The organism is Paraburkholderia sp. FT54 (assembly GCF_031585635.1).
Classification (GTDB): domain Bacteria; phylum Pseudomonadota; class Gammaproteobacteria; order Burkholderiales; family Burkholderiaceae; genus Paraburkholderia.
On sequence record NZ_CP134196.1, the window covers coordinates 103,443 to 122,496 of the forward strand.

The window sequence follows — 19,054 nt, forward strand, 5'->3', positions numbered from 1 at the left end:
TTGCGTATCAGTCTTTATCCGACATTCATTCTGCTTCAATTTCCGCCGACGCGCGCGGCGCGCGCCTCATGTGAAACTGTCTCTCATCTTCGCCGACGATCTCGAAGCCGAGTCGCTCGTCCAGGCGCTTCGCGGGATTGCCTTTGAGCACCTCGAGGGTGACCGGCAATGCGTCGGCTTGCGCGGCGCGCAACACCGACTGCAGCGCGCGTTCGCCGATGCCGCGCCCTTGAAACGCCGGCGTGATTTGCAATTGCACGACGACCCACTCGGCGCCGGTGCAATGCGCTTTCAGCGAACCGGCCGGCGCGCCGTCGATGCAAGCTAGTAAGAAGGGTTGTGAATTGTCGCGCCAGCAGCGCTTTTTTACCATGCGGTTATGTTCGTGCCTCTCCAGTTTGCTGTTCGCCGGTCGCGCCGATGCCGTCGGCGGACGGTCCGCGCTACGACGGATTCACGCGCCGCCGCACGCGCCGCTTTAGGCGCGGCCGGCATTTGCGACGCGCGAGAGGCGTTGCGTGGTCTGTTTGCGTTGCCCTGTCTACGGTTCGCGCGGCGCCTGGCGTGCTCGTTGGCATGCGCTTTGCTTTTGCCTTGTGCGCGCGTTTCCGTCGCGTGCGGGTTCGAAGGTCGAATCGCCGAGGAACGACGCCAACCTGGCAAAACAACGAGAATGCTGAATACGAAACCACACATGGTCACGCACGGGGTCGACGGTGACGCGATGACGCTCATCTTTTATCCCGATACCGGTTGTCTGCGCTTTGTCGATGCGCGCGGCACGTGCCACGAGCTTCGGCCGCCGCATTCGTGGTTCGCGATTTCGTCCGCGTCGCGAGGCGTGCGGCGCGGCACGCACGCCATGACGGAAGGGTTGAACGCACTGCTGCACGAGGTCTGCGCGAAACGTCCGCGTTGGTTGAGCGGGCCCGCGCGTCGATCGGCGGGTGCGCCGGCGTATTTGCCGACGCATGCTTCGGCCACCCGACCGTGGTCGAGCGCACAGTGAGCCTGGTCGTGGCGCGATAGCGTGCATTGATCGGTCGAAAGAACCCGACGCGTGGATTTGCGTTCGTATTCAGTTTTTTTAGGTGTCGTCCGTTCAACACGGCGAGCGGCTTAACGAACTTTGCGAGGTGGGCCATGGAGATTATCGAGCTTGAACCAAGCGTCTCGGCAGACGGACGCGCGGTGATTTTCCAGCTTTCGACGCGAGGACGGGACCTCGAGTGCGCCGTCACGCGTGAGGCCTTGGAACAGCATTTCTGGTTACAACGCGACGCCGGCGAGGAACGCGTATTGAAGACATTCGCCGACGGGCGCAAACGCATCACCGCCGTGGCGGAAAGAAAAATGCTGGCGCGTCCGGGCGAAAAAGTGCTGCTGACGATCAGCGATTTCGCCGCCCGCGGTTGATGAGATCGCGCTGCTTGTCTTGCAAGCGCACATGCCCAAAAGCTCAGCGAGCGACGGTGCCGGTGCCGGTGCCGTCGCTCGCGTCGTTGCCGATCTGATCTGCGCTTCTCTGCCGCGCGGCTGAAGTCGTCGGCGACGAATTGGCGCAGTAAATAGCCATGTCTATCGCTGTGGCGACGCAGGCTGTGCGCCGCTCACGTCTGAGGAAGCCGGTCTGTTACACCGATTCGCCAAACTAGCCCGCCAAATCCCTTCGCTTCGCCCAATTGCCTTCCCAAGTGCCGACGTACACTGTTTTCCATGGAGCGACAAATCACCGAGCCCCATCGACGCGGTCTTCCCCCGCGTTGTTTTGAACCGTACCGTTGATGGCAGTTTGCCGCGGTTGTCGAACGCGGCAGGGCAGTAAAGCAGTAGGTAGTAGAAGCAATGCAAACGACGCGCGATCCATGCAATTTGCGCGTGAATCTGCAGGGGGTTTTACGGCTAGGTGTTGTTGAAGGCGAGGACCCGGCTGTGATGCAGTGAGTAGTTTCAAAACAGATGTTTTTCGCAGTAGCAGTACAAGCAGCAAGTTTGATTCGTTGTGGCAGTTCAGGTAACAACTGTTTTAGCAGAGTAGTTGAAGTAGCAACAGCACTGTTAGTCCGGTGGGTATAGGTCGACAAGCATCCACGCGCGAGTACGACTGTTCCATCCTGTCCAGCCCTGTTCCCTCGCGGGAACAGGGTTTTTTTTCGTCGTGGCATGCGGTACGGCTTGTAATTGGCGGGTTCGAACCGATATGCCGGCGTTGCACCGCGCGCTGCGCTCGTTTGGCGGCATCGAACAGCTGGCCGGCCGCATGGCATGAGATGCCTCATACAAACTGGACTTGAAGTCGTTTAAGTCTGTCTTAATAGTTGCTTGCCATGATGGCTGCACAGGCTCACATCAAGGCCTGTCAAGCCGCCGGTGTATCGGCGGCGTTTGCCACCGGAGAGCGGAGAATTCGGTGGCGAAGCCGAGAGTTAGAGAAGGAGGTTGAACCGATATGTCCAGTAAATCGCGAGTCCGCAAGCACAACCAGTCGGCCATGTCCCCGTTGTTGCGCGCGCTGACCTATAGCCGCACGACCCATCAGCCGGTCACCTCGGCAATGCTTTTGCAGTGCTATACCGCCCTCGATGCATTCCGGCACGGCCACGGCTCGCGGAATCTGCATATGACCTTGAGCCGGCATTTACTGGTGTCGCAAGAACTTGCGCGCCTTGGGCTCGGCGAAGATCTGCTGTCTGACATTGAAAGCGCACATGCGGCGATGGTTCAGCTCGACACGCGCGAACACGACGAAGGCGCGTGGGCACTGGAAGACAGCGAATACGCCCGTTTGTGCACGGCGCTGGCGATTCTCGACGGCCAACTCTCTGTGGCATCGCTGAGCGAAATTGCGAGCGCGGAAGCGAGAATGATCGAAGGATTGATGCGGTCCGCGCAGGTGCAGGCTATTGCGGAAGCCGCGGTCTGAACCGCACGCAGGGCCTTCTCCTTTTTCATACACGCAAGTGAAACGCCCCATGTGGGGCGTTTCTTTATTCAGCCGTGTTGACGTTAGAGTTGCCAGCCGATGCGCTCAACGCGATAAAACGAACAGCAATTTCACGGCTGTCTTTGGCCGCGCGGTGGAATACTTCAATGCGGCGATGTGGTGTCGCACGGTAAAAAAAATCCCCACGCCGTGCGGATATTACGAGTCTCCGTAAGACGGATAATTGCCCGCCACGCCAGGACCGGATCGGGTTTGCCGGAGGCTTTCATGCTTGTTAGACTGCCTCTCGCAAACTCACCGCAAGCGTGCTTTGCTTTCACACGCCTTCAGGGCGTTCACGTCTGCGGCGCGATCAAATCGGAGACGCCATGTCTTATATGCTGCTCATCGTCGAACCTCCAGATCAACGCATTGAACGCGGTGATGCTGCGGGCCGCGAAGTCTACGACCAGATGGTCCGCTTCGCTGCCGATCTGAAAGAGCGCGGCAAACTGGTCGCCGTGGAATCGCTCACGTCCTCGAGCGACGCTGTGCGCGTGCAGGTGCGCGACGGCCAGCCGAAACTGCTTGACGGCCCATTCGCCGAAGCCAAGGAAATGGTCGGCGGATTCTTCCTCCTCAATTGCGAAACTCGTGAAGAAGCCGTGGCCATTGCGCAAGCCTGTCCGGCTGCAACGTGGTGCACCGTCGAAGTCCGCAAGCTCGGACCTTGTTTTCTCTAGCCGATTCGCGCATCGACAGCATTTTTTCTCGGGGTTTTCCCCGACGGGTCGGCAGACATGTCGATCCGGCTGCGCGTTGCTCGTCGTGTGAGTAAGAAGCCAGCCCGCGGGCGCGGCACCGTCTCTCACAACGATAAGGAGTAACGGCGATGCGATTCATGATCCTCGTAAAGGCGACCGCTGCCAGCGAAGCCGGCGAGATGCCGGAAGCGTCCCTGATGGCCGCGATGGGCGCGTACCACGAAGAACTGGCCAAAGCCGGTGTGCTGCTCGACGCGACCGGCCTGCAACCGAGTGCGAAAGGTTGGCGGGTTCGCTACAGCGGCGGCAAGCGCTCGGTGGTCGACGGCCCGTTTCCGGAAACCAGGGAACTGATTGCCGGGTACACGCTGATCCAGGTGCGCTCCCGTGAAGAAGCCATGGAATGGGCGCGGCGCTTTCCGGCGCCGTTCGGCGAGCAAGCGGACGGCGAAATCGAAGTGCGTCAATTGTTCGAACTCGACGACTTCGAACCCGGTCCGGAGTTGGACCGGTTCCGTGAACTCGACGTCGGCAAGCCGGCCAGCCCACAACCCGACTAACGGACTCCGTCATGCATAAGCAGATCTACGTCAATCTCGCGGTCGACAATCTCGAACAATCGAAAGCCTTCTTCAGCGCGATCGGTTTGCGCTTCGAACCGCAATTCACGAACGAGCAGGCGGCCTGTCTGGTCGTCGGCGAGAACATCTACGCGATGCTGCTGGTCAAGGACCTGTTCAAGTCGTTCACCCGCAAGCCGCTGTGCGATCCGAAGGAGAGCACGGAAGCGCTGGTGGGCCTGTCGTGCGAAAGCCGGGCTGAAGTGGATGGGCTGGTCGCCAAAGCGCTTGCCGCCGGCGGCACCGTACCGCGTGCGCCACAGGATTATGGTTTCATGTATGGGCATGGCTTTGAGGATATCGACGGCCACATCTGGGAGCTCATCTACATGGACCCGAAAGCCAAGGCGGCGGGCTGAGGCTGTGACCACGGCAGCCACCCACCGTGCCATCGAGGCAGTCTGGCGGATCGAGTCCGCCAAGGTCATTGCCCACGTCGCGCGGATCGTGCGCGACGTCGGGCTCGCCGAAGAACTGGCGCAAGACGCGCTGGTGGCCGCGCTCGAACATTGGCCTGACGCCGGCGTGCCCGACAATCCGGGAGCATGGCTGATGGCGACCGCCAAGAACCGCGCGCTCGACCGCTTGCGGCAGGAAGCGCTGCACGCCCGCAAGCGCCAGGAGCTGGGTCAGGACCTCGACGCGATGGAGGCTCATCTCGTGCCCGATTTCGTCGATGCTCTCGATGCCGCCCGCGCCGACGATATCGGCGATGACTTGCTGCGGCTGGTGTTCACCGCGTGCCACCCGGTGTTGTCGACCGATGCGCGCGTCGCGCTCACCCTGCGCCTGCTCGGCGGCCTCACCACGGACGAAATCGCGCGCGCGTTTCTCGTGCCGGAGCCGACCGTCGCGCAGCGTATCGTGCGGGCCAAGCGCACGCTCTCGGCCGTCAAGGTGCCGTTCGAGGTGCCGCAGGCGGACGCACGCGCGCCGCGGCTCGCCTCGGTGCTGCAGGTCATCTACCTGATTTTCAACGAAGGCTATTCGGCCACGGCCGGCGATGACTGGATGCGTCCGGCGCTCTGCGAGGAAGCGCTGCGGCTCGGCCGCGTGCTGAGCGGACTCGTGCCCGACGAAAGTGAAGTGCACGGCCTCGTCGCGTTGATGGAGATTCAGGCGTCGCGCACGCATGCTCGCACGGATGCGCGAGGGCGGCCGGTGCTGCTGCTCGATCAGGATCGCAGCCGCTGGGATCCGTTGCTGATCCGTCGCGGGCTGGCCGCGCTCAACAGCGCGCATGCGCTGGGCGGCGCGAGCGGCCCGTATGCGTTGCAGGCGGCGCTCGCCGCCTGTCACGCGCGTGCTCGTCGCGCGAGCGATACCGATTGGGCGCAGATCGTCGCGTTGTATGACGCGCTGGCGCAAGTGGCACCGTCGCCGGTGGTCGAGTTGAACCGCGCGGTGGCCGTCGGCATGGCGTTCGGTCCGGCGGCCGGTCTGGAGATTGTCGATGCGCTGGCAAGCGACGCCGCGCTGGCGAACTATCACTGGCTGCCGAGTGTGCGCGGTGATCTGCTGGCGAAGCTCGGACGCGTGGAGGAAGCGCGCGCCGAATTCGAACGTGCCGCCGGCATGACGCGCAATGCACGCGAGCGGGAATTGTTGCTAGAACGCGCGCATGGCGTCGCGCATTGAGCGCTGAGTCTTTAGCGTGGCAAACGCTACCGGATCAACTGACGCACGCCCAATGCGACGATCAGCCCGCCGCATACGCGGTCGATCCACCTCTTGCAGCGCCGGTACGCGGTCGCAATCCGCTCATGCGACAAGGTGAGCGCGACGAACCCATACCAGCTGCTCGCGACCACGCACACCATGCCGAGCATCGCGGCAAATGTGCCGACGCTGACATGCGCCGGCGCGGCGGAAGAAAACACGGCGGCGAAGAACGCCATCGACTTCGGATTCGCGATGTTGGTGGCGAAGCCTTGCGCGAACGCTTGCCGGAAACCGCCTGCCCTGGCATGCACGCCAGCGGTCGGTTTGCCCGCCGACGCGTTGACGATCAGACGTCCGCCGAACCAGATCAGGTAGCCGGCGCCGGCCAGCTTCACCGCCAACGCGAGCCACGGAAAAGCCGCGAACACGATGCCGACGCCGAGAATCGCGCAGCTTGCCCAGAACAGATTGACCAGCACGATGCCGCCGACCATCGCGAGTGCTTCGACGCGCGTCGCCGATGCGGCCTTGTGCGCGACCGCGACGAAGTTCGGGCCGGGTATCACCACGCCGGCCACATACACAGAGAAAACGCCTAGAACCGCGGACCCGTCAATCACGCTGCACTCCCTTCATTCGCGCCGCGCGGCCACTATGGCGGCACGGCGCTTCGCCCATCAAGCCGCGAAAAACGCCAACGCGCCGGTGATCACGCCCGCGCCCGCCACCGCGAACGAGAGATTGCGCAGCCATTTCTTGCGGGTCAGCAACGTGATCGCGCACAGCGCGATCGCCACCTGAATCAGCGTGGTGGCCTGCGCCCAGCGATGATGGCCGTGCAGCAATGTTTCGCTGCGTGCATCGTTATCGACGACTTCCTTTTCGATCGCTTCGGCCTTCGCGCGGATCGGCTCTTTCTGCTGCTTGTACTTGTCGACGTCGGCGAGGAATTTCGCATGCGCGTCGGTGTTGCCGTTGGACAGCGCCGCGCCGAGTTCGGCGAGGTTTTCCTTCTCGCCCTTCGCCTGGTAGTAGTTCCACTGGTTCGACGCTTCGGTCTTTTTGATAGCGGCTTCGTTCTTGTAGTAGAGCGCGAGATTTTCGCTGTTGCCGCTCTGGTACGCGCACAGCGCACCGATCGTCGCGAGGATCGCCGTGATCACGGCCATGCGGCTCGCAAACGGATCCGCGTCGTGATGACCGGCGTGTTCTACCGCATGGTCGTGCGGACCATGCACTTCATATTCTTCAGGCATCTGATTCTCCGAGGCAAAGCTTTTCTTGTCATGTCCGGGCGACGCACGCGCCCGTCGGGCTCAATCTTAGCGTGTGACGCACGGTGACGGAAAAGGTGCCCCTTGGAGATGCGGACGTATCGACGTTTTTTCGACGACTGCGCTGAACTTGACGCGAGCAAGGCGCGGCGGAAGGACGCATGTCAATGAATGCCAGACGCCAGCCAGGTCCGCACCAGCGGAATCACATGTTCGCCGCCCAGCATGCCGAGCAGTCCGACTAGCGCGATGGTCGGCGGCGCGGGCGATTTCACGTCCATCACGCTATAGAGGAGGCCGACCACCACGCCGGCGGCCAGCGAGATCAAATACGCTTTCATGATTCTTGTACCCAGATGAGAGGCGGGCTGTCACGCCCGCCAGTCGCGATGGCGATTACATCGTGATGACGACCCGGCCGCGTGTGCCGGCGGCCACGGCCTCGTAAGCTTCGCGAGCGCGTTCGAGCGGGAATGTCTGCGCGATCGCCGGTCCGGTCAGCTTGCCGGTTTCGAATCCCTCGACCAGCGCCGTCATCAACGGTGCCGATTCCGCGACGCCGAGCTTCGCACTATCCACACCGAGCAATTGCGTCTCGTTGTGATAGAAGTCGACCAGATCGAATTCGACGCGGCGCTTGCCCGTGCCGCTGATTTCCAGCACGCGGCCACGGCGTTTGACGAGGCTCAATGCCGTCTCGAACGCCACGCCGCCGACCGTGTCGTACACCACGTCCGCACCCGCGCCGTCGGTCAGCGCCCTCAAGCGGTCGGTGCTGTTTTCATCGAACGGCACGAACTCGTCGATCAGCCGTCCCGCTGGCGTATTCGCGTCGAGCGGGTGACGGTCCACGCTAATCACACGGGCGCCGCGCGCCTTGGCGATCTGCACCACCGCGCCGCCCACGCCGCCACCGGCGCCGATCACGGCGATGGTTTCGCCCGCTTGCAGCTGCGCGTACTCGACAGTGCCGAGCCAGGCGACCACGAAGTTCACGCCGATCGCGGAGGCTTCGGCGTGGCTCAGCGTTTTCGGTTTGCGCGACAGTGCCGCGAGCGGCACCTTGATGAACTCGGCATGCGTGCCGTCGCGCGTGAAGCCGATGTCGCCGCCGGTGCCCCACACTTCGGCGCCGAGCCAGGCTTGCGGTCCGTCCACCACCACGCCGCTGAAGTCGCGCCCCGGCGTGCGCGGCAAGACCGTGTGTTCGAAATGCCCGGAGACGTTCTTGACGTCGCTCGGATTCACCGAGGCCGCCTTGATCTGTACGACGACATTGTCCGCATCGGCTTGCGGAGTCGGCAGATCGGTGTATTCGAGCATCTCGGGGCTGCCAAAAGATTTGAACTGGATGGCTTTCATCGTATGTCGCTCCAATGGGATTCCAGGCTGCGTTGCGCAGGAGATTGAACGTTAGTCTAGGTGACCGGCATGAAGGCGTTGAGACAAAGACTTTCGAAATTCGGACAAGGCGCCTGGCGACCTGTGCTCCCGTGGCGCTGCGGAGCTAATCAACCCTGGCGGCTCTTCGCCGCTTCAGGCGACACGACCGAAGCCGCCTCGCTCAAGGTGCCGCTCGGATCGAAGCCGGTCGGCGGCGCGCCCAGTTCGCGCCGGAACATGTCGCTGAAGCTGCTCGGCTGAAAACCGAGCGAGCGCGCGACGCTGCTCACCGGGCGTCCTTCCGCGAGCCAGGAGACGGCGACCGCCAGTTGCACCTGGCGGCGCCATTCGGCAAAGCCGACGCCCAGTTCGCGCGTGAAGAGGCGCGCCAGCGTCCGTACGCTCGCACCGACCGACGCCGCATGCTGCTCGAAGCTGATCGCAATCGACGGGTTGTCGATCACCGCCCGGCACAACGCTTCGAGCCGCCGGTCCGACGCATCGGGCAGCGCGATGCGCAGCGAGGAGCGCGGCGCGTGTCCGAGCTCCAGCATGGCGAGACGGTACGCGGCGTCGAGATAGGTTTGATCGCGGGAGTCGCCGTTTTCGTGCTCCGCGATCGACGTGATCAGTTCGCGCAACAGGCCGTTCACCTCGAACACGTCGCTGCGCCGGCTCAGGTGGCTGACATTGCGCTCGTGGAGATAGAGATTGCGCATCTCCACCTCGCTCATCATGTGGATGGAGTGCAGCGTGCCGGCCGGCAGCCAGACGGCGCGTTGCGGCGGCACGACCAGCGCTTCGCGGCCGACCTCGACCCACATCACGCCCGATACCGCGTATAGCACCTGCGCCCACGTATGCGAGTGCGGATCGATGCGCAACCCGCGCGGATAGTGCCGCGCGAGCGAACGGGCATCGGCGTCGTCGTGGAGGTCGGGTGGGCGGGCTTTCGGCACGGCGGCTTGGTTCAGGCATCGCGCATTGCGCAGGAAGATCGCGGACCGTGTCGGTCCGTTTGCGAAGCATAGCGCGAGGCGCGGGCCTGCGCATGTCGTGCGCCGGTCGGCGCGTTCAGATGCGCTTGCGTGCGCTGAGGTACGGTTAGGTTCGATGGCCCATCAACAGCAGCAGCAAGGAGAGCGTCACGACGGAGCCCACGGTCGACAGCAAGATCGTTCGCGAGGTGATCTGCGCTTCACGTTCGTAGAATTCGGCGAGCATGAACGGGCCGGTGCCGGTGGGCAGCGCGGCGAGGACGACCGCCATTTCGACCAGCGTGGGCGGGAGCCCGAACACGCGCGCCGCGAGCCACCACGTCAACGCCGGCTGCACCAGCAGCTTGACGCCGGTCAGCAACCAGGAGACGCCTCGTGTGCCGGCGTCGGACGGGCGTTTCTCAGCGAGGAACAGGCCGAGGCTCACCAGCGCGCACGGACTCGCCGCGCCACCCAGCAGCTTCAGAAACGTCTCCGCGCTGGCCGGCAAGGCGACATGGAGGCTCGCAAACAGCACGCCCACGATCGGCGATACGATCAGCGGATTGCGCGCCAGCGAGCGCAGCACTTTCAAACCCAGCTTATGCGGCGTGCGCTCGGTCTGCAGACCCACTTCGATCAGCACGATCGCAACCGCGAACAGCACGCAGGCGACGAGGATCGTGGCGATCGTGGTCGGCGTCAGGCTGGCTGAGCCGAACGCGATCATGCCCAGCGGGAATCCGATGTAGCCGGTGTTCGGATACGAGGCTGCAATCGCATCGACGCTCGCATCGGCGAGATGCCGGCCGCTAATCAACCGCAGCGCCAGAATCAGGACGAACACGCTGACGCACGCAATCGAAAAGGTGGCGACGAAGGCCGGCTGATAGAGCTGCTGCCAGGTGGCGTGCGCCATGATGTCGAACAGCAACGCCGGCAGCGCCAGCCAGACCACGAAGCGGTTCAGTTCCGACGCCGAGTTCGGCCCCAGCACGTTGCGCCGGCGGCAGGCGAAACCCGCGAAAATCAGGCCGAAGACGGGGAGCAGGATTTCGAGGGTGGCTAACATCGGCGCAAGAATGTGGGGGGCATGGCGAACCGCAAGCGTAGTGGCTAACGACGATACAATCCAATACTGTTTCTTGCGTCCGACAATACCTTTTTTGCATTGTCATTTCCCGTGAGGGTGTCGTGATCGATATCAAGCCGCTGCGCTACTTCGTGACGCTTGCCGAGACGCGCCATTTCGGCCGGGCGGCGGCGCGTCTGAACCTGTCGCAGCCGCCGTTGAGCCGGCAATTGGCGGCGCTCGAGGCAAGCGTCGGCGTGATGTTGGTCGAGCGCAGCCCGCGCAGCGTCACCTTGACCGCCGCAAGCGAGCGCTTTTACGTGGATGCGAAGGCGATTCTCGCCTCGGTCGAGCAAGCGGTCAGCAACGCGCAAGCCGCCGCGCATGGCGACGCCGGCAAGCTCGCCATCGGCTTCACGATGTGTGCCGCGTACAACGTCGTACCCGGCTATGCGCGCGCTTTTGGCGCCGCGTATCCCGAGGTGGCGTTGAACTTGCGCGAGGTCGTCTCGAACGATCTCGCCGCGCAGGTGCTCGCCGGCCAGATCGACGCGGCCATCATGTTCCCGAACGTGCCGGACAAGGGGCTTGCCACGCGCACGATTCTCAGCGAGCCCTTGTGCGTCGCGCTGTCGCGTAGCCATCCGCGAGCCCGCGCGCGGCGCCTGAAGATCGCGCAACTGGCCGGCGAGCCGTTCGTGCTTGCGTCCGAGGAAGTGGCGCCCACTTTGCGCGCGACCATTCTCGAGCATTGCCGCTCGGGCGGTTTCGAACCCGACATCCGCTTCGAAGTGCAGTTGCAACAGACGGTGCTGAGTCTCGTCGACGAAGGGGTGGGCGTGGCGCTGGTGCCGGCCTCTATGCGCCGCGCGCAGCTCGCGGGCGTGGTGTTCCGGCCGCTGGTCGATGCGCCGTTGATCGAACAGGTGTTGGCGTGGTCGCCGGCGAATCGCAATCCGTGTCTGGCGCGCTTTCTGGAACTGGCATGAGTGCAGCGCTCAGGAACTGGCAAGGTGGCTTGTCTGCTCGACGGTGTCGTCCGGATAGCGCAGCGCATCGCGCTTGATGAGCCGGCGGCACCAGAAGGTCCAGGCTGTCAGGCCGGCATAGACGCCGTACCTCAGCACGGTGGAGGCGATGGCCGAGTGCGGATCGTCGGGCCATTGCCACCCGATCAGGCTGCGCAGAATGTTCTCGCCCGTCATGCCGATGCCCCACACGAGCGTCATCAAGCGGATGTACGCGGCGAGCGTGGGCCGCTCGCGCCAATGCTTTTCGAATCTCTCGACGCTGCGATGGTCTTCGCGCGACATGGTCGAGCGCGCGAGATAAAACACCAGCGGCTTTGGCAGCGCGAGCGACACCAGGAAGGACGCGCCGATTATGCCGGACACCATGGGGTCTTCGATTTCTCGCATCCGGGTGCTGCGGCCGAAGCCGACGCTGAATGCCAGCAGCGACAGCACGATGCCGACCAGCACGAGCGCGCTGAGCGCGTCGAAATGGCGATAGCGCAGCAGGTCCCAGCTCATCCACGCAATCAGCGGCAGCGCCGATGCGGCCAGCGCGCCGAGCTGGCCCCAGTGCGGGAACGCGAGCCGATAGGCGAGCCAGGGCAAGGCTACGTTCACGATCAGCGCGGTGAGGTAGCGCAGGCGAGGTTTCATCGACGGAGCGGTGGTAAGCGTGGCGACGTTGCGCGGATGTACCCGGGGAGTGTATGGCGAAGTCTCTTCACGTGCCATAGCCTGGAGCGCGCGTGACACAGGATTCTGGCCACGCCCCTGGCGCGGAAAAAATCTGCGATGATCGAGCGCACTGCTTGCCGGGCCACTCCATCAACTATCCGCTTCTACGCAATGTCCATTGCTCCCACGCTCCTCACCACCCACCGCCTCACCCTGCGTCCGCACACGCGCGACGATTTCCTCGAGAGCTACGCGATGTGGTCCGATCCCGAGGTGATCCGCTATATAGGCGGCAAGCCCTTCACGCGCGAGGAAGTCTGGGCGCGTCTGCTGCGTTACGCCGGACATTGGGCGATGCTGGGCTACGGCTATTGGGTCGTGCGGGAAAAGGAGAGCGGCCGCTTTCTCGGCGAAGTCGGCTTTGCCGACTATCATCGCGAGATCGAGCCGTCATTGATGGTGCCTGAAGTCGGTTGGGCCCTGGACCCGGCCGTGCATGGCCGGGGCTACGCAACCGAAGCCGTGCGCGCCGCTGTGGAATGGGCCGACCAGCATTGGCCCGGCGGCGAAACGGCCTGCATCGTCGCACCGGAGAATCTGCCGTCGCTGCGCGTCGCGCATAAGTGCGGCTATCGTGAGCAACTTCGCACCACGTACAAAGGCAAGCCGACCATCGTGCTGCGTCGGCAGGCACACGCGGTCTGAGCCGGCGCGCGGCGCGCGGCGTCGTTGCCGGTTGCGTCGAGCGGGCCGCGTGCGACGGATCGCTCGACAATCCCCTCATTTTGTATCGTTGCTCGCCGCCGCCCGCTGCTGTGCGATCAGATCCACCAGCCGTTCGACCTGCTGCCCTTGCGCATCGAAGTTGCCGGCATCGAGCCAACGCGCATAGCTTGGACGCAGCGCAGGCCATTCGCTGTCGATGATCGAAAACCATGCGGTGTCCCGATTGCGCTCGCGATATACGATCGCCTGCCGGAAGATTCCCTCGAACGTGAAGCCGTAGCGCAACGCCGCCGTGCGCGATGGACCGTTCAACGAATCGCACTTCCATTCGAAGCGCCGGTAGCCCAGTTTGTCGAACACCTGCGTCATCAGCAGAAACATCGCCTCGGTGGCGATCCGCGTGCGTTTGAGCAGCGGCGAATACGTGACGTGGCCGACTTCGATCACGCCGTTCGCGCGGTCGATCCGCATCAGCGCCAGCGTGCCGACCGCCTTGCCGGTCGCCAGATCGATCACCGCGTAGTGGAGCGGATCGGCGGACGCGGCGGTCCGTGTCAGATGCTCGCGATAGGCGGCGAGGCTCTCGAATGGACCGACGCTCAGATAGGTCCAGTCGCGGCCATCGGCGGCCGAGCTGTACGCCTCGTACAGATCCTCGGCATGACGTTTCACGTCCACCGGTTCGATCCGGCAATAGCGGCCCACCAGCGGCTCGCGGCCGGGCGCCTGAGCGCCGTTCCAATCCGGCACGGGGGCGCCGATCGGCTGGTCGAATGCGTTACGTCTGGATTCCATATCTCTTCTCCTGTGGACCAGAGTTGGCGCTTCAGCGCGTTGCCCATGGTCCCATGCAAGATGGTTGCTCTCGGCTGCGAATGATCGTCGATGATGAAGAACGATACGGCAAACGTGGTATGTTAAAAAGATCCAGATTAACGTCAATTGATAGGTCCAGCCGCGATGATCGAGATCATTGGCCCGCTCGGCAGGCCGGCCGCATCGGCGACCGCCGGCGGCGGCGCAAACCCCGAGCCGCTGCAAAAACAATTGATCGAGCGTTTGCAACAGGCGATTCTCGCGGGCCGTTTGCCGGCGGGATCGCTCCTGCCGTCGTCGCGCCTGCTCGCGACGGAAATGGGCGTGTCGCGGAACACGGTGGTGATCGCGTACGAGCATCTGGCCGCGGTCGGTTACGTGGTCGCCGACAAGAAGGGCACGCGCGTGAGCCCGCTTTCCAGCCCATCCGCGCGGGGCGAGCCGCGCGCGCAACCTGCCGCGCCGGATGTGGCCTACGCGTCGCGCGTCGGGCAGTTCGCGGCCACCCGCACCCATGCCGACAACACCTTGCCTCTGACGCCCGGCACGCCCGCGCTCGACCGTTTCCCGGTGACCGCGTGGCGGCGCGCGCTCGAACGCTCGATGGAGCGCGCGTTGCCACTCGCGCTCGGCTACGGTACGCCGGCCGGCGAGCCGGCGCTGCGCGACGCCATCGCCGCGCACTTGCGCATGGCGCGCGGCGTGCGCTGCGAAGGCTCGCAGGTGGTGATCACCGAGGGCGCTCAGGAGGCGCTGAACCTGTGCGTGCGCCTTTTCACCAATCCGGGCGAGGTCGCGTGGGTCGAGGATCCCGGTTATCGCGGCGCGAAGGCCGCGTTTAATCTCGGCGACCTGACCACGCTGCCGATACCCGTCGACGCCGAAGGCATGGCAGTGCCGGCCGACGCGTGGTCCCAGCATCCGCCAAAGCTGATCTATACGTCGCCCGCGCACCAGTATCCGACCGGGTCGGTGCTGTCCGTGGCACGTCGTCTGGAACTGATTGCTCAAGCGCGGCGCAGCGGCGCGTGGCTGATCGAGGACGATTACGATGGCGAATTCCGCCATACCGGCGAACCGATCGCCAGCATGCAAGGGTTGGTCGAGGACGCGCCGGTGTTGTACGTCGGCTCGTTCAGCAAGACGATGTTTCCTGCGTTGCGCATCGGTTTCGTGGTGCTGCCGCGCCCGATCGCCGCGCACACCGCCGTCGCTGTGCAGGAGATGCTGCGCGGCGGGCATCGGCTGGAGCAACTGGCGCTCGCGCATTTCATCGAGAGCGGAGAGTTTGGGCGGCATCTGGGGCGCATGCGGCGTCTGTATCGTGAGCGCCAGCAGGCGTTGCGCGACGCGCTCACCGCGTATTTCGCGGCGTCGCAGATTCTGGGCGGCAATTGCGGCATGCACCTGACGCTGCGCTTGCCGCCGCGCATCGACGACCGGATCCTGGCCGAACGCGCGCTCGCCGAAGGGCTCAATCCGCGCGCGCTGTCCGGTTTCGCGTTGCAGCCGCGCGCCGGGACGAATGGGCTGGTGATCGGCTACGGCAGCACACCGGCCGAGCGACTAGCTCCCGCAATCCGCGTGCTGGCCGGGCTGGCGGCAGAACTGGACGGCAAGCCGAAGCGCCGGCCCGGCACGGCGTCGGTCACGAAAATTCGCGCGTAGCTTTTTGCGTTTGTCCGCGCGCCCCATGTCGCGCTATCGTGTCGCTTATGCGCGGCGATTTCGAGGTGTGCGACATCGACGGATCGCCCGCAGCTCATGCCGCATGCGGCGCACTGCAACATCGCGTGATGCGCGGTGCTGCAGGCGCGTTTGCCGGGTCGCTGTCGGCCCGGGCGTGAGGAATGCCTTTGTTGTGGTTATCTATGACGATTTATCCGACCGGAGACGACATGAAGGAAATCGAACCGACCCCGTGGTTTGAGCTTGCGGCCCACACGCCCGTCCGTGAAGGCTGGTACGAAGTGCAGTTGACGAGCGGGGACACGGCTTTTGCGAAGTTTGGCGACGGCGTATGGACCGAGAAACCGTTGCTCGTATTTACGCACTGGCGCGGCTTGTCCGCCGACCCGTCGGCAGCCGGAGAAGGCGAGGCCGAATCGATCGAGGCCGAGGCCACCGCGGCCCAAGGTGTGCGCGCCGCGTGGAACGCGTTCTTCCCGGGACTCGGCGAGGAACAGCACAAACCGCTAGACGCCGTGCCCAACGGTAAAGCGCCGCACTGATTCACGCTTGGGCGGCGGCTCGCGAGTTGCCGCCCTGATTTGCCTGACCTTACTTGCGCTTCAGCGCTTCGGCAGCCTGCTTGCCGATTTCCGTATCGATGTCGGGCGTCTCGCCCGTTTCGAGAATCCACGCTGCGGACAAACCCGACCACGCCAGTATCCATTGCAGCAAACGGCGCTGGTCAAGTCCGGCATTCCTTGCGACCCGTTCGACGCGACGCTCGAACCATCCCGGCCGCAACGCCGACTCCTCGTCCGGATTGCAAAAAATGTTCGCGTAGTCGAATCCGCGTTCGCCGTAGAGGCCTTTCGGGTCGATGGCCAGCCAGCCGCGCGGGCCGAATTCGAGCACGTTGCCGTGATGGATGTCGCCGTGTAACACGACTGCATCTTGCGGCGCGGCGAGTAAGGCTTGCGCGACGGTGGCGCTGTCCTCTAACCAGTCGCCGTATTTTTGCGCGGCGGGCCAAAGGCTCGCGAACCAGCGTGGCAAACCAATCAATTCCGGCAGTGCTTTGTTTCGCGGCGCGTGCAGCCGCGCGGCGGTGGCGCAGAGAATGTCGGTGGCGCGGTCATCGGCGTCGCTGTTGCCGCTGCATGCCAGGTCCGCCAGCGCGTGACTGTTTTGCGCGCGCTCGAGCAGCAGGGCGTCGGCATCGTGCGCAAGCACGCGGGCCGCGCCTTCGCCGTCCCACCACACCATCAACCGCGCGCCGAATTTCTCTTCGGGCTCCTGCGCGACTTTCAGCATTGCGGGAATGCCGTGGCGGCGTACCGGCAGGAGCCGGCTGCTGTGTGTGCGAATCGGCTCGCCGTCCTGCCGCAGATCCCATTTGACGATGTACTCGGTGAACATTCGAGCTTCAGTTCGCGAACGCGGCGATGTTGCTGTCAGCAGTATGCAGGCAGACCATGCGCACGGTTCCTCCAACGAGTTCGACGGTTTGGTATTTTCGCCTGGATCGACCCGAAATGGCGCGCGCAGCGCGCATCGAGCCCCGACGCTACAATCGCTCTCATTCATTTGACGCGCGGAACCTACGTATGAAAATCACCCGAGAACCCGTGGCTTTGCCGCGGGCCACGCAGCTGCTGAATCATGGGCCGGTCACGATCATCACCAGCGCGCACGGCGGCCGCTCGAACGTGATGGCGGCGTCGTGGGCGATGCCGCTCGACTTCAACCCGCCGAAGGTGGTCGTGGTGGTGGACAGCCGCACGCTCACGCGGCGACTGATTGAGGCAAGCGGCGTATTCGGACTGCAACTGCCGAGCCGTGGATTCGCTGCGCAAACGCTGGCAGTGGGCACGAACGCAGGCACTGAACTCGACAAGTTCTCCGCCTTCGACCTGGAGACGTTCCCCGCGCAACAGATCGACGTGCCCATGCTCGCCGGTTGTATCACTTGGATGGAGTGCAAGGTCATTCCGGACGATAGCCAGCGCCACGATCTGATCATCGGAGAAGTCGTCGCGGCGTATGCGGATAGCCGCGTGTACTCGAACAACCGCTGGCATTTCGGCGACGATCCAGATCTGCGCACCTGTCATTACGTGGCCGGCGGGACGTTCTTTGCCACGGGCGATGCGTTCGAAGTGGACGCCGTGGCGAATGGCACGGCGAGTGAGTGAGTAAGGTTCAGTGCGCGCCGCTACTTGGCGCGATTAAACGCATCGCTCACGCGTCGCTCTCGGCAAACTTCTTCAGCGCGTCTCCCGCCAACCGATACCGTACCCATTCGCTTTGCGCGCTGGCGCCGAGTGATTCATAGAAGCCGATGGCCGGCTCGTTCCAGTCGAGCACGCTCCATTCGAAGCGGCCGCAACCGGTGTCGCAGGCAATGCGCGCGAGGTGGCGCAGCATCTGTTTGCCCGCGCCGCCGCCGCGCGATGCCGGCGACACGTACAGGTCTTCCAGATACAGTCCCTGCTTGCCGAGCCAGGTGGAATACGAGAAAAAGTAGACGCAAAAGCCGATGGGCTCGCCGTTCATCTCGCAGATCAGCGCCTTTGTGCTGGAAGCGGCGGAAAACAGGCTCGCTTCGATGTCGTCGACGGTCGCAACGACTTCGTGCTCCGCCTTTTCGTAGACCGCGAGTTCGGTGATGAAGCGAAGAATCAGCGCTGCGTCGGCGGCGTGAGCGGGACGGATATGGATAGTCAAGGTCAGAGGCTCGATTGATCGGTTGGTTGAGTTGCAGATCGAAGTTTCGCGAAGGTGCACCGGCTTCGGATCAGACATACATCGTAGCGTTTAACGTGCTGTTCTGACCAGAGCGCGTCGAGAATGCGATTGACGCCTCATTTGTGCAGGGTGTGTGACGGCTGGGTTTGTTGGCGCGGCATCTGAGATGGCGTCGAGGTTGTGACGTGGCGAGTGCTGCTCGTGTATTCGCCTGGTTGTCGAGACAGCTGTTGAGCGTAACGTCGCTGCGCTTGCCGCTTGCAAGCGCGACCGGGCTCTGTTCTGGACTAAGCGCCACCGATCGCATCATACCCATTGTGCAAAGCAGCAGGTGTGGCGCATCTGGAACTGATCGATTCACTGAATCTCGTCAGGAACGCGTGCGAAACGCGCTGTTATTTGAACCGCTCGTTAAGCGAGGCGCTGACGGGGGTCCCGATCACAAGCGATGCGCGCGGCGAGGAAATGCTAGCAGCCGCTAAGTTTGTCGCAAATCCGAATGGCCCGATCTTCTCCAATCCAGCGCTCAAGATCATCCCACCCATTGCGCTGCGCCGCTCCTTGACAACAACGTCAATAGACGCGCCATGCCTCAAAGCGATATTCTGGACTCGACGCCTCCGCTTTATCTGACCCACGCGGAAGCGAACACCACCGTCGACGCACCACAAGGCGCAATCGACGCGATCACAAACGCACTTGCCACAAGCGAGCGCCTGAATCCACTCCGAGG

General features: G+C 63.7%; 24 protein-coding genes. 13 read left to right on the top strand and 11 right to left on the bottom strand.

The window, feature by feature from the left end:
• Positions 1-25: 25 nt before the first annotated feature.
• A complete protein-coding gene (locus RI103_RS19760; RefSeq protein ID WP_310817037.1) occupies positions 26-373 on the bottom strand; it encodes a GNAT family N-acetyltransferase in 348 nt (115 codons plus the stop codon).
• A gap of 321 nt (positions 374-694) precedes the next feature.
• Between RI103_RS19760 and RI103_RS19765 the strand changes: the two genes are divergently transcribed.
• The 7 genes from RI103_RS19765 to RI103_RS19795 all read left to right on the top strand — a co-directional run bounded on the left by RI103_RS19765 (position 695) and on the right by RI103_RS19795 (position 5,945).
• Positions 695-1,009 (top strand): hypothetical protein, encoded by a 315-nt coding sequence (locus RI103_RS19765; RefSeq protein ID WP_310817039.1) that lies wholly within the window; start codon positions 695-697, stop codon positions 1,007-1,009.
• A gap of 134 nt (positions 1,010-1,143) precedes the next feature.
• Positions 1,144-1,416, top strand: a complete 273-nt coding sequence (locus RI103_RS19770; RefSeq protein ID WP_095421882.1) for a DUF1488 domain-containing protein — start codon at positions 1,144-1,146, stop codon at positions 1,414-1,416.
• A 1,033-nt stretch (positions 1,417-2,449) separates the two neighbouring features.
• Entirely contained in the window at positions 2,450-2,923 is a 474-nt protein-coding gene (locus RI103_RS19775) for a hypothetical protein (protein ID WP_310817041.1), read from the top strand.
• Between the two features lie 389 nt (positions 2,924-3,312).
• Entirely contained in the window at positions 3,313-3,666 is a 354-nt protein-coding gene (locus tag RI103_RS19780; protein WP_310817043.1) for a YciI family protein, read from the top strand.
• A gap of 149 nt (positions 3,667-3,815) precedes the next feature.
• Complete coding sequence (locus RI103_RS19785; protein WP_310817045.1) at positions 3,816-4,247, top strand: YciI family protein; 432 nt, start codon at positions 3,816-3,818, stop codon at positions 4,245-4,247.
• Between the two features lie 11 nt (positions 4,248-4,258).
• On the top strand, positions 4,259-4,666 hold the full coding sequence (locus tag RI103_RS19790; RefSeq protein WP_310817047.1) for a VOC family protein: 408 nt from the start codon (positions 4,259-4,261) through the stop codon (positions 4,664-4,666).
• Between the two features lie 4 nt (positions 4,667-4,670).
• Positions 4,671-5,945 carry an RNA polymerase sigma factor gene (locus RI103_RS19795; RefSeq protein ID WP_310817048.1) on the top strand — a complete coding sequence of 425 codons (1,275 nt, stop codon included), beginning with the start codon at positions 4,671-4,673 and terminating at the stop codon, positions 5,943-5,945.
• A gap of 26 nt (positions 5,946-5,971) precedes the next feature.
• On the opposite strand, the gene RI103_RS19800 is transcribed toward RI103_RS19795, so the two are convergent.
• The 6 genes from RI103_RS19800 to RI103_RS19825 form a co-directional block, all read right to left on the bottom strand.
• Positions 5,972-6,589 carry a LysE family translocator gene (locus RI103_RS19800; protein WP_310817049.1) on the bottom strand — a complete coding sequence of 206 codons (618 nt, stop codon included), beginning with the start codon at positions 6,587-6,589 and terminating at the stop codon, positions 5,972-5,974.
• Positions 6,590-6,646: 57 nt separating this feature from the next.
• Positions 6,647-7,225 (bottom strand): DUF4337 domain-containing protein, encoded by a 579-nt coding sequence (locus RI103_RS19805; RefSeq protein WP_310817050.1) that lies wholly within the window; start codon positions 7,223-7,225, stop codon positions 6,647-6,649.
• A 182-nt stretch (positions 7,226-7,407) separates the two neighbouring features.
• Positions 7,408-7,584 carry a DUF1427 family protein gene (locus RI103_RS19810; RefSeq protein ID WP_310817052.1) on the bottom strand — a complete coding sequence of 59 codons (177 nt, stop codon included), beginning with the start codon at positions 7,582-7,584 and terminating at the stop codon, positions 7,408-7,410.
• Between the two features lie 55 nt (positions 7,585-7,639).
• On the bottom strand, positions 7,640-8,605 hold the full coding sequence (locus tag RI103_RS19815) for a zinc-binding alcohol dehydrogenase family protein (protein WP_310817054.1): 966 nt from the start codon (positions 8,603-8,605) through the stop codon (positions 7,640-7,642).
• A 149-nt stretch (positions 8,606-8,754) separates the two neighbouring features.
• On the bottom strand, positions 8,755-9,585 hold the full coding sequence (locus RI103_RS19820; RefSeq protein ID WP_310817055.1) for a helix-turn-helix transcriptional regulator: 831 nt from the start codon (positions 9,583-9,585) through the stop codon (positions 8,755-8,757).
• Positions 9,586-9,730: 145 nt separating this feature from the next.
• The gene (locus tag RI103_RS19825) at positions 9,731-10,675 is read right to left on the bottom strand and encodes an AEC family transporter (protein WP_310817056.1); all 945 of its coding nucleotides are present in this window, start codon (positions 10,673-10,675) and stop codon (positions 9,731-9,733) included.
• A gap of 122 nt (positions 10,676-10,797) precedes the next feature.
• Between RI103_RS19825 and RI103_RS19830 the strand changes: the two genes are divergently transcribed.
• Positions 10,798-11,664 (top strand): LysR family transcriptional regulator, encoded by an 867-nt coding sequence (locus RI103_RS19830; RefSeq protein WP_310817057.1) that lies wholly within the window; start codon positions 10,798-10,800, stop codon positions 11,662-11,664.
• 9 nt (positions 11,665-11,673) lie between these two features.
• Here the strand turns inward: RI103_RS19830 and RI103_RS19835 are convergent, their stop codons facing one another.
• Positions 11,674-12,342 carry a VC0807 family protein gene (locus RI103_RS19835; RefSeq protein ID WP_310817058.1) on the bottom strand — a complete coding sequence of 223 codons (669 nt, stop codon included), beginning with the start codon at positions 12,340-12,342 and terminating at the stop codon, positions 11,674-11,676.
• Between the two features lie 192 nt (positions 12,343-12,534).
• On the opposite strand from RI103_RS19835, the gene RI103_RS19840 reads away from it, so the two are divergent.
• Complete coding sequence (locus RI103_RS19840) at positions 12,535-13,068, top strand: GNAT family N-acetyltransferase (RefSeq protein WP_310817059.1); 534 nt, start codon at positions 12,535-12,537, stop codon at positions 13,066-13,068.
• A 75-nt stretch (positions 13,069-13,143) separates the two neighbouring features.
• On the opposite strand, the gene RI103_RS19845 is transcribed toward RI103_RS19840, so the two are convergent.
• Complete coding sequence (locus RI103_RS19845) at positions 13,144-13,884, bottom strand: GNAT family protein (protein WP_310817060.1); 741 nt, start codon at positions 13,882-13,884, stop codon at positions 13,144-13,146.
• Positions 13,885-14,049: 165 nt separating this feature from the next.
• Between RI103_RS19845 and RI103_RS19850 the strand changes: the two genes are divergently transcribed.
• Positions 14,050-15,573: a PLP-dependent aminotransferase family protein gene (locus tag RI103_RS19850; RefSeq protein ID WP_310817061.1), complete on the top strand. Its 1,524-nt coding sequence runs from the start codon at positions 14,050-14,052 to the stop codon at positions 15,571-15,573.
• A 230-nt stretch (positions 15,574-15,803) separates the two neighbouring features.
• A complete protein-coding gene (locus RI103_RS19855) occupies positions 15,804-16,136 on the top strand; it encodes a hypothetical protein (RefSeq protein WP_310817063.1) in 333 nt (110 codons plus the stop codon).
• A 49-nt stretch (positions 16,137-16,185) separates the two neighbouring features.
• Here the strand turns inward: RI103_RS19855 and RI103_RS19860 are convergent, their stop codons facing one another.
• A complete protein-coding gene (locus RI103_RS19860; RefSeq protein WP_310817065.1) occupies positions 16,186-16,992 on the bottom strand; it encodes an aminoglycoside phosphotransferase family protein in 807 nt (268 codons plus the stop codon).
• A 188-nt stretch (positions 16,993-17,180) separates the two neighbouring features.
• On the opposite strand from RI103_RS19860, the gene RI103_RS19865 reads away from it, so the two are divergent.
• Entirely contained in the window at positions 17,181-17,768 is a 588-nt protein-coding gene (locus tag RI103_RS19865; protein ID WP_310817067.1) for a flavin reductase family protein, read from the top strand.
• A gap of 46 nt (positions 17,769-17,814) precedes the next feature.
• Here the strand turns inward: RI103_RS19865 and RI103_RS19870 are convergent, their stop codons facing one another.
• Entirely contained in the window at positions 17,815-18,300 is a 486-nt protein-coding gene (locus RI103_RS19870) for a GNAT family N-acetyltransferase (protein WP_310817069.1), read from the bottom strand.
• Between the two features lie 354 nt (positions 18,301-18,654).
• Here RI103_RS19870 and RI103_RS19875 point away from each other — a divergent pair, with 354 nt between their 5' ends.
• Positions 18,655-18,954, top strand: coding sequence for a hypothetical protein (locus RI103_RS19875; protein WP_310817070.1), 300 nt, complete (start codon positions 18,655-18,657; stop codon positions 18,952-18,954).
• Positions 18,955-19,054: the final 100 nt, after the last annotated feature.

Bases quoted from the DNA above. Each gene is read 5' to 3' on its own strand.
- RI103_RS19760 (WP_310817037.1), bottom strand. From the start codon at position 373: ATGGTAAAAAAGCGCTGCTGGCGCGACAATTCACAACCCTTCTTACTA.
- RI103_RS19765 (WP_310817039.1), top strand. From the start codon at position 695: ATGGTCACGCACGGGGTCGACGGTGACGCGATGACGCTCATCTTTTAT.
- RI103_RS19770 (WP_095421882.1), top strand. From the start codon at position 1,144: ATGGAGATTATCGAGCTTGAACCAAGCGTCTCGGCAGACGGACGCGCG.
- RI103_RS19775 (WP_310817041.1), top strand. From the start codon at position 2,450: ATGTCCAGTAAATCGCGAGTCCGCAAGCACAACCAGTCGGCCATGTCC.
- RI103_RS19780 (WP_310817043.1), top strand. From the start codon at position 3,313: ATGTCTTATATGCTGCTCATCGTCGAACCTCCAGATCAACGCATTGAA.
- RI103_RS19785 (WP_310817045.1), top strand. From the start codon at position 3,816: ATGCGATTCATGATCCTCGTAAAGGCGACCGCTGCCAGCGAAGCCGGC.
- RI103_RS19790 (WP_310817047.1), top strand. From the start codon at position 4,259: ATGCATAAGCAGATCTACGTCAATCTCGCGGTCGACAATCTCGAACAA.
- RI103_RS19805 (WP_310817050.1), bottom strand. From the start codon at position 7,225: ATGCCTGAAGAATATGAAGTGCATGGTCCGCACGACCATGCGGTAGAA.
- RI103_RS19810 (WP_310817052.1), bottom strand. From the start codon at position 7,584: ATGAAAGCGTATTTGATCTCGCTGGCCGCCGGCGTGGTGGTCGGCCTC.
- RI103_RS19815 (WP_310817054.1), bottom strand. From the start codon at position 8,605: ATGAAAGCCATCCAGTTCAAATCTTTTGGCAGCCCCGAGATGCTCGAA.
- RI103_RS19825 (WP_310817056.1), bottom strand. From the start codon at position 10,675: ATGTTAGCCACCCTCGAAATCCTGCTCCCCGTCTTCGGCCTGATTTTC.
- RI103_RS19835 (WP_310817058.1), bottom strand. From the start codon at position 12,342: ATGAAACCTCGCCTGCGCTACCTCACCGCGCTGATCGTGAACGTAGCC.
- RI103_RS19840 (WP_310817059.1), top strand. From the start codon at position 12,535: ATGTCCATTGCTCCCACGCTCCTCACCACCCACCGCCTCACCCTGCGT.
- RI103_RS19845 (WP_310817060.1), bottom strand. From the start codon at position 13,884: ATGGAATCCAGACGTAACGCATTCGACCAGCCGATCGGCGCCCCCGTG.
- RI103_RS19850 (WP_310817061.1), top strand. From the start codon at position 14,050: ATGATCGAGATCATTGGCCCGCTCGGCAGGCCGGCCGCATCGGCGACC.
- RI103_RS19855 (WP_310817063.1), top strand. From the start codon at position 15,804: ATGAAGGAAATCGAACCGACCCCGTGGTTTGAGCTTGCGGCCCACACG.
- RI103_RS19860 (WP_310817065.1), bottom strand. From the start codon at position 16,992: ATGTTCACCGAGTACATCGTCAAATGGGATCTGCGGCAGGACGGCGAG.
- RI103_RS19865 (WP_310817067.1), top strand. From the start codon at position 17,181: ATGAAAATCACCCGAGAACCCGTGGCTTTGCCGCGGGCCACGCAGCTG.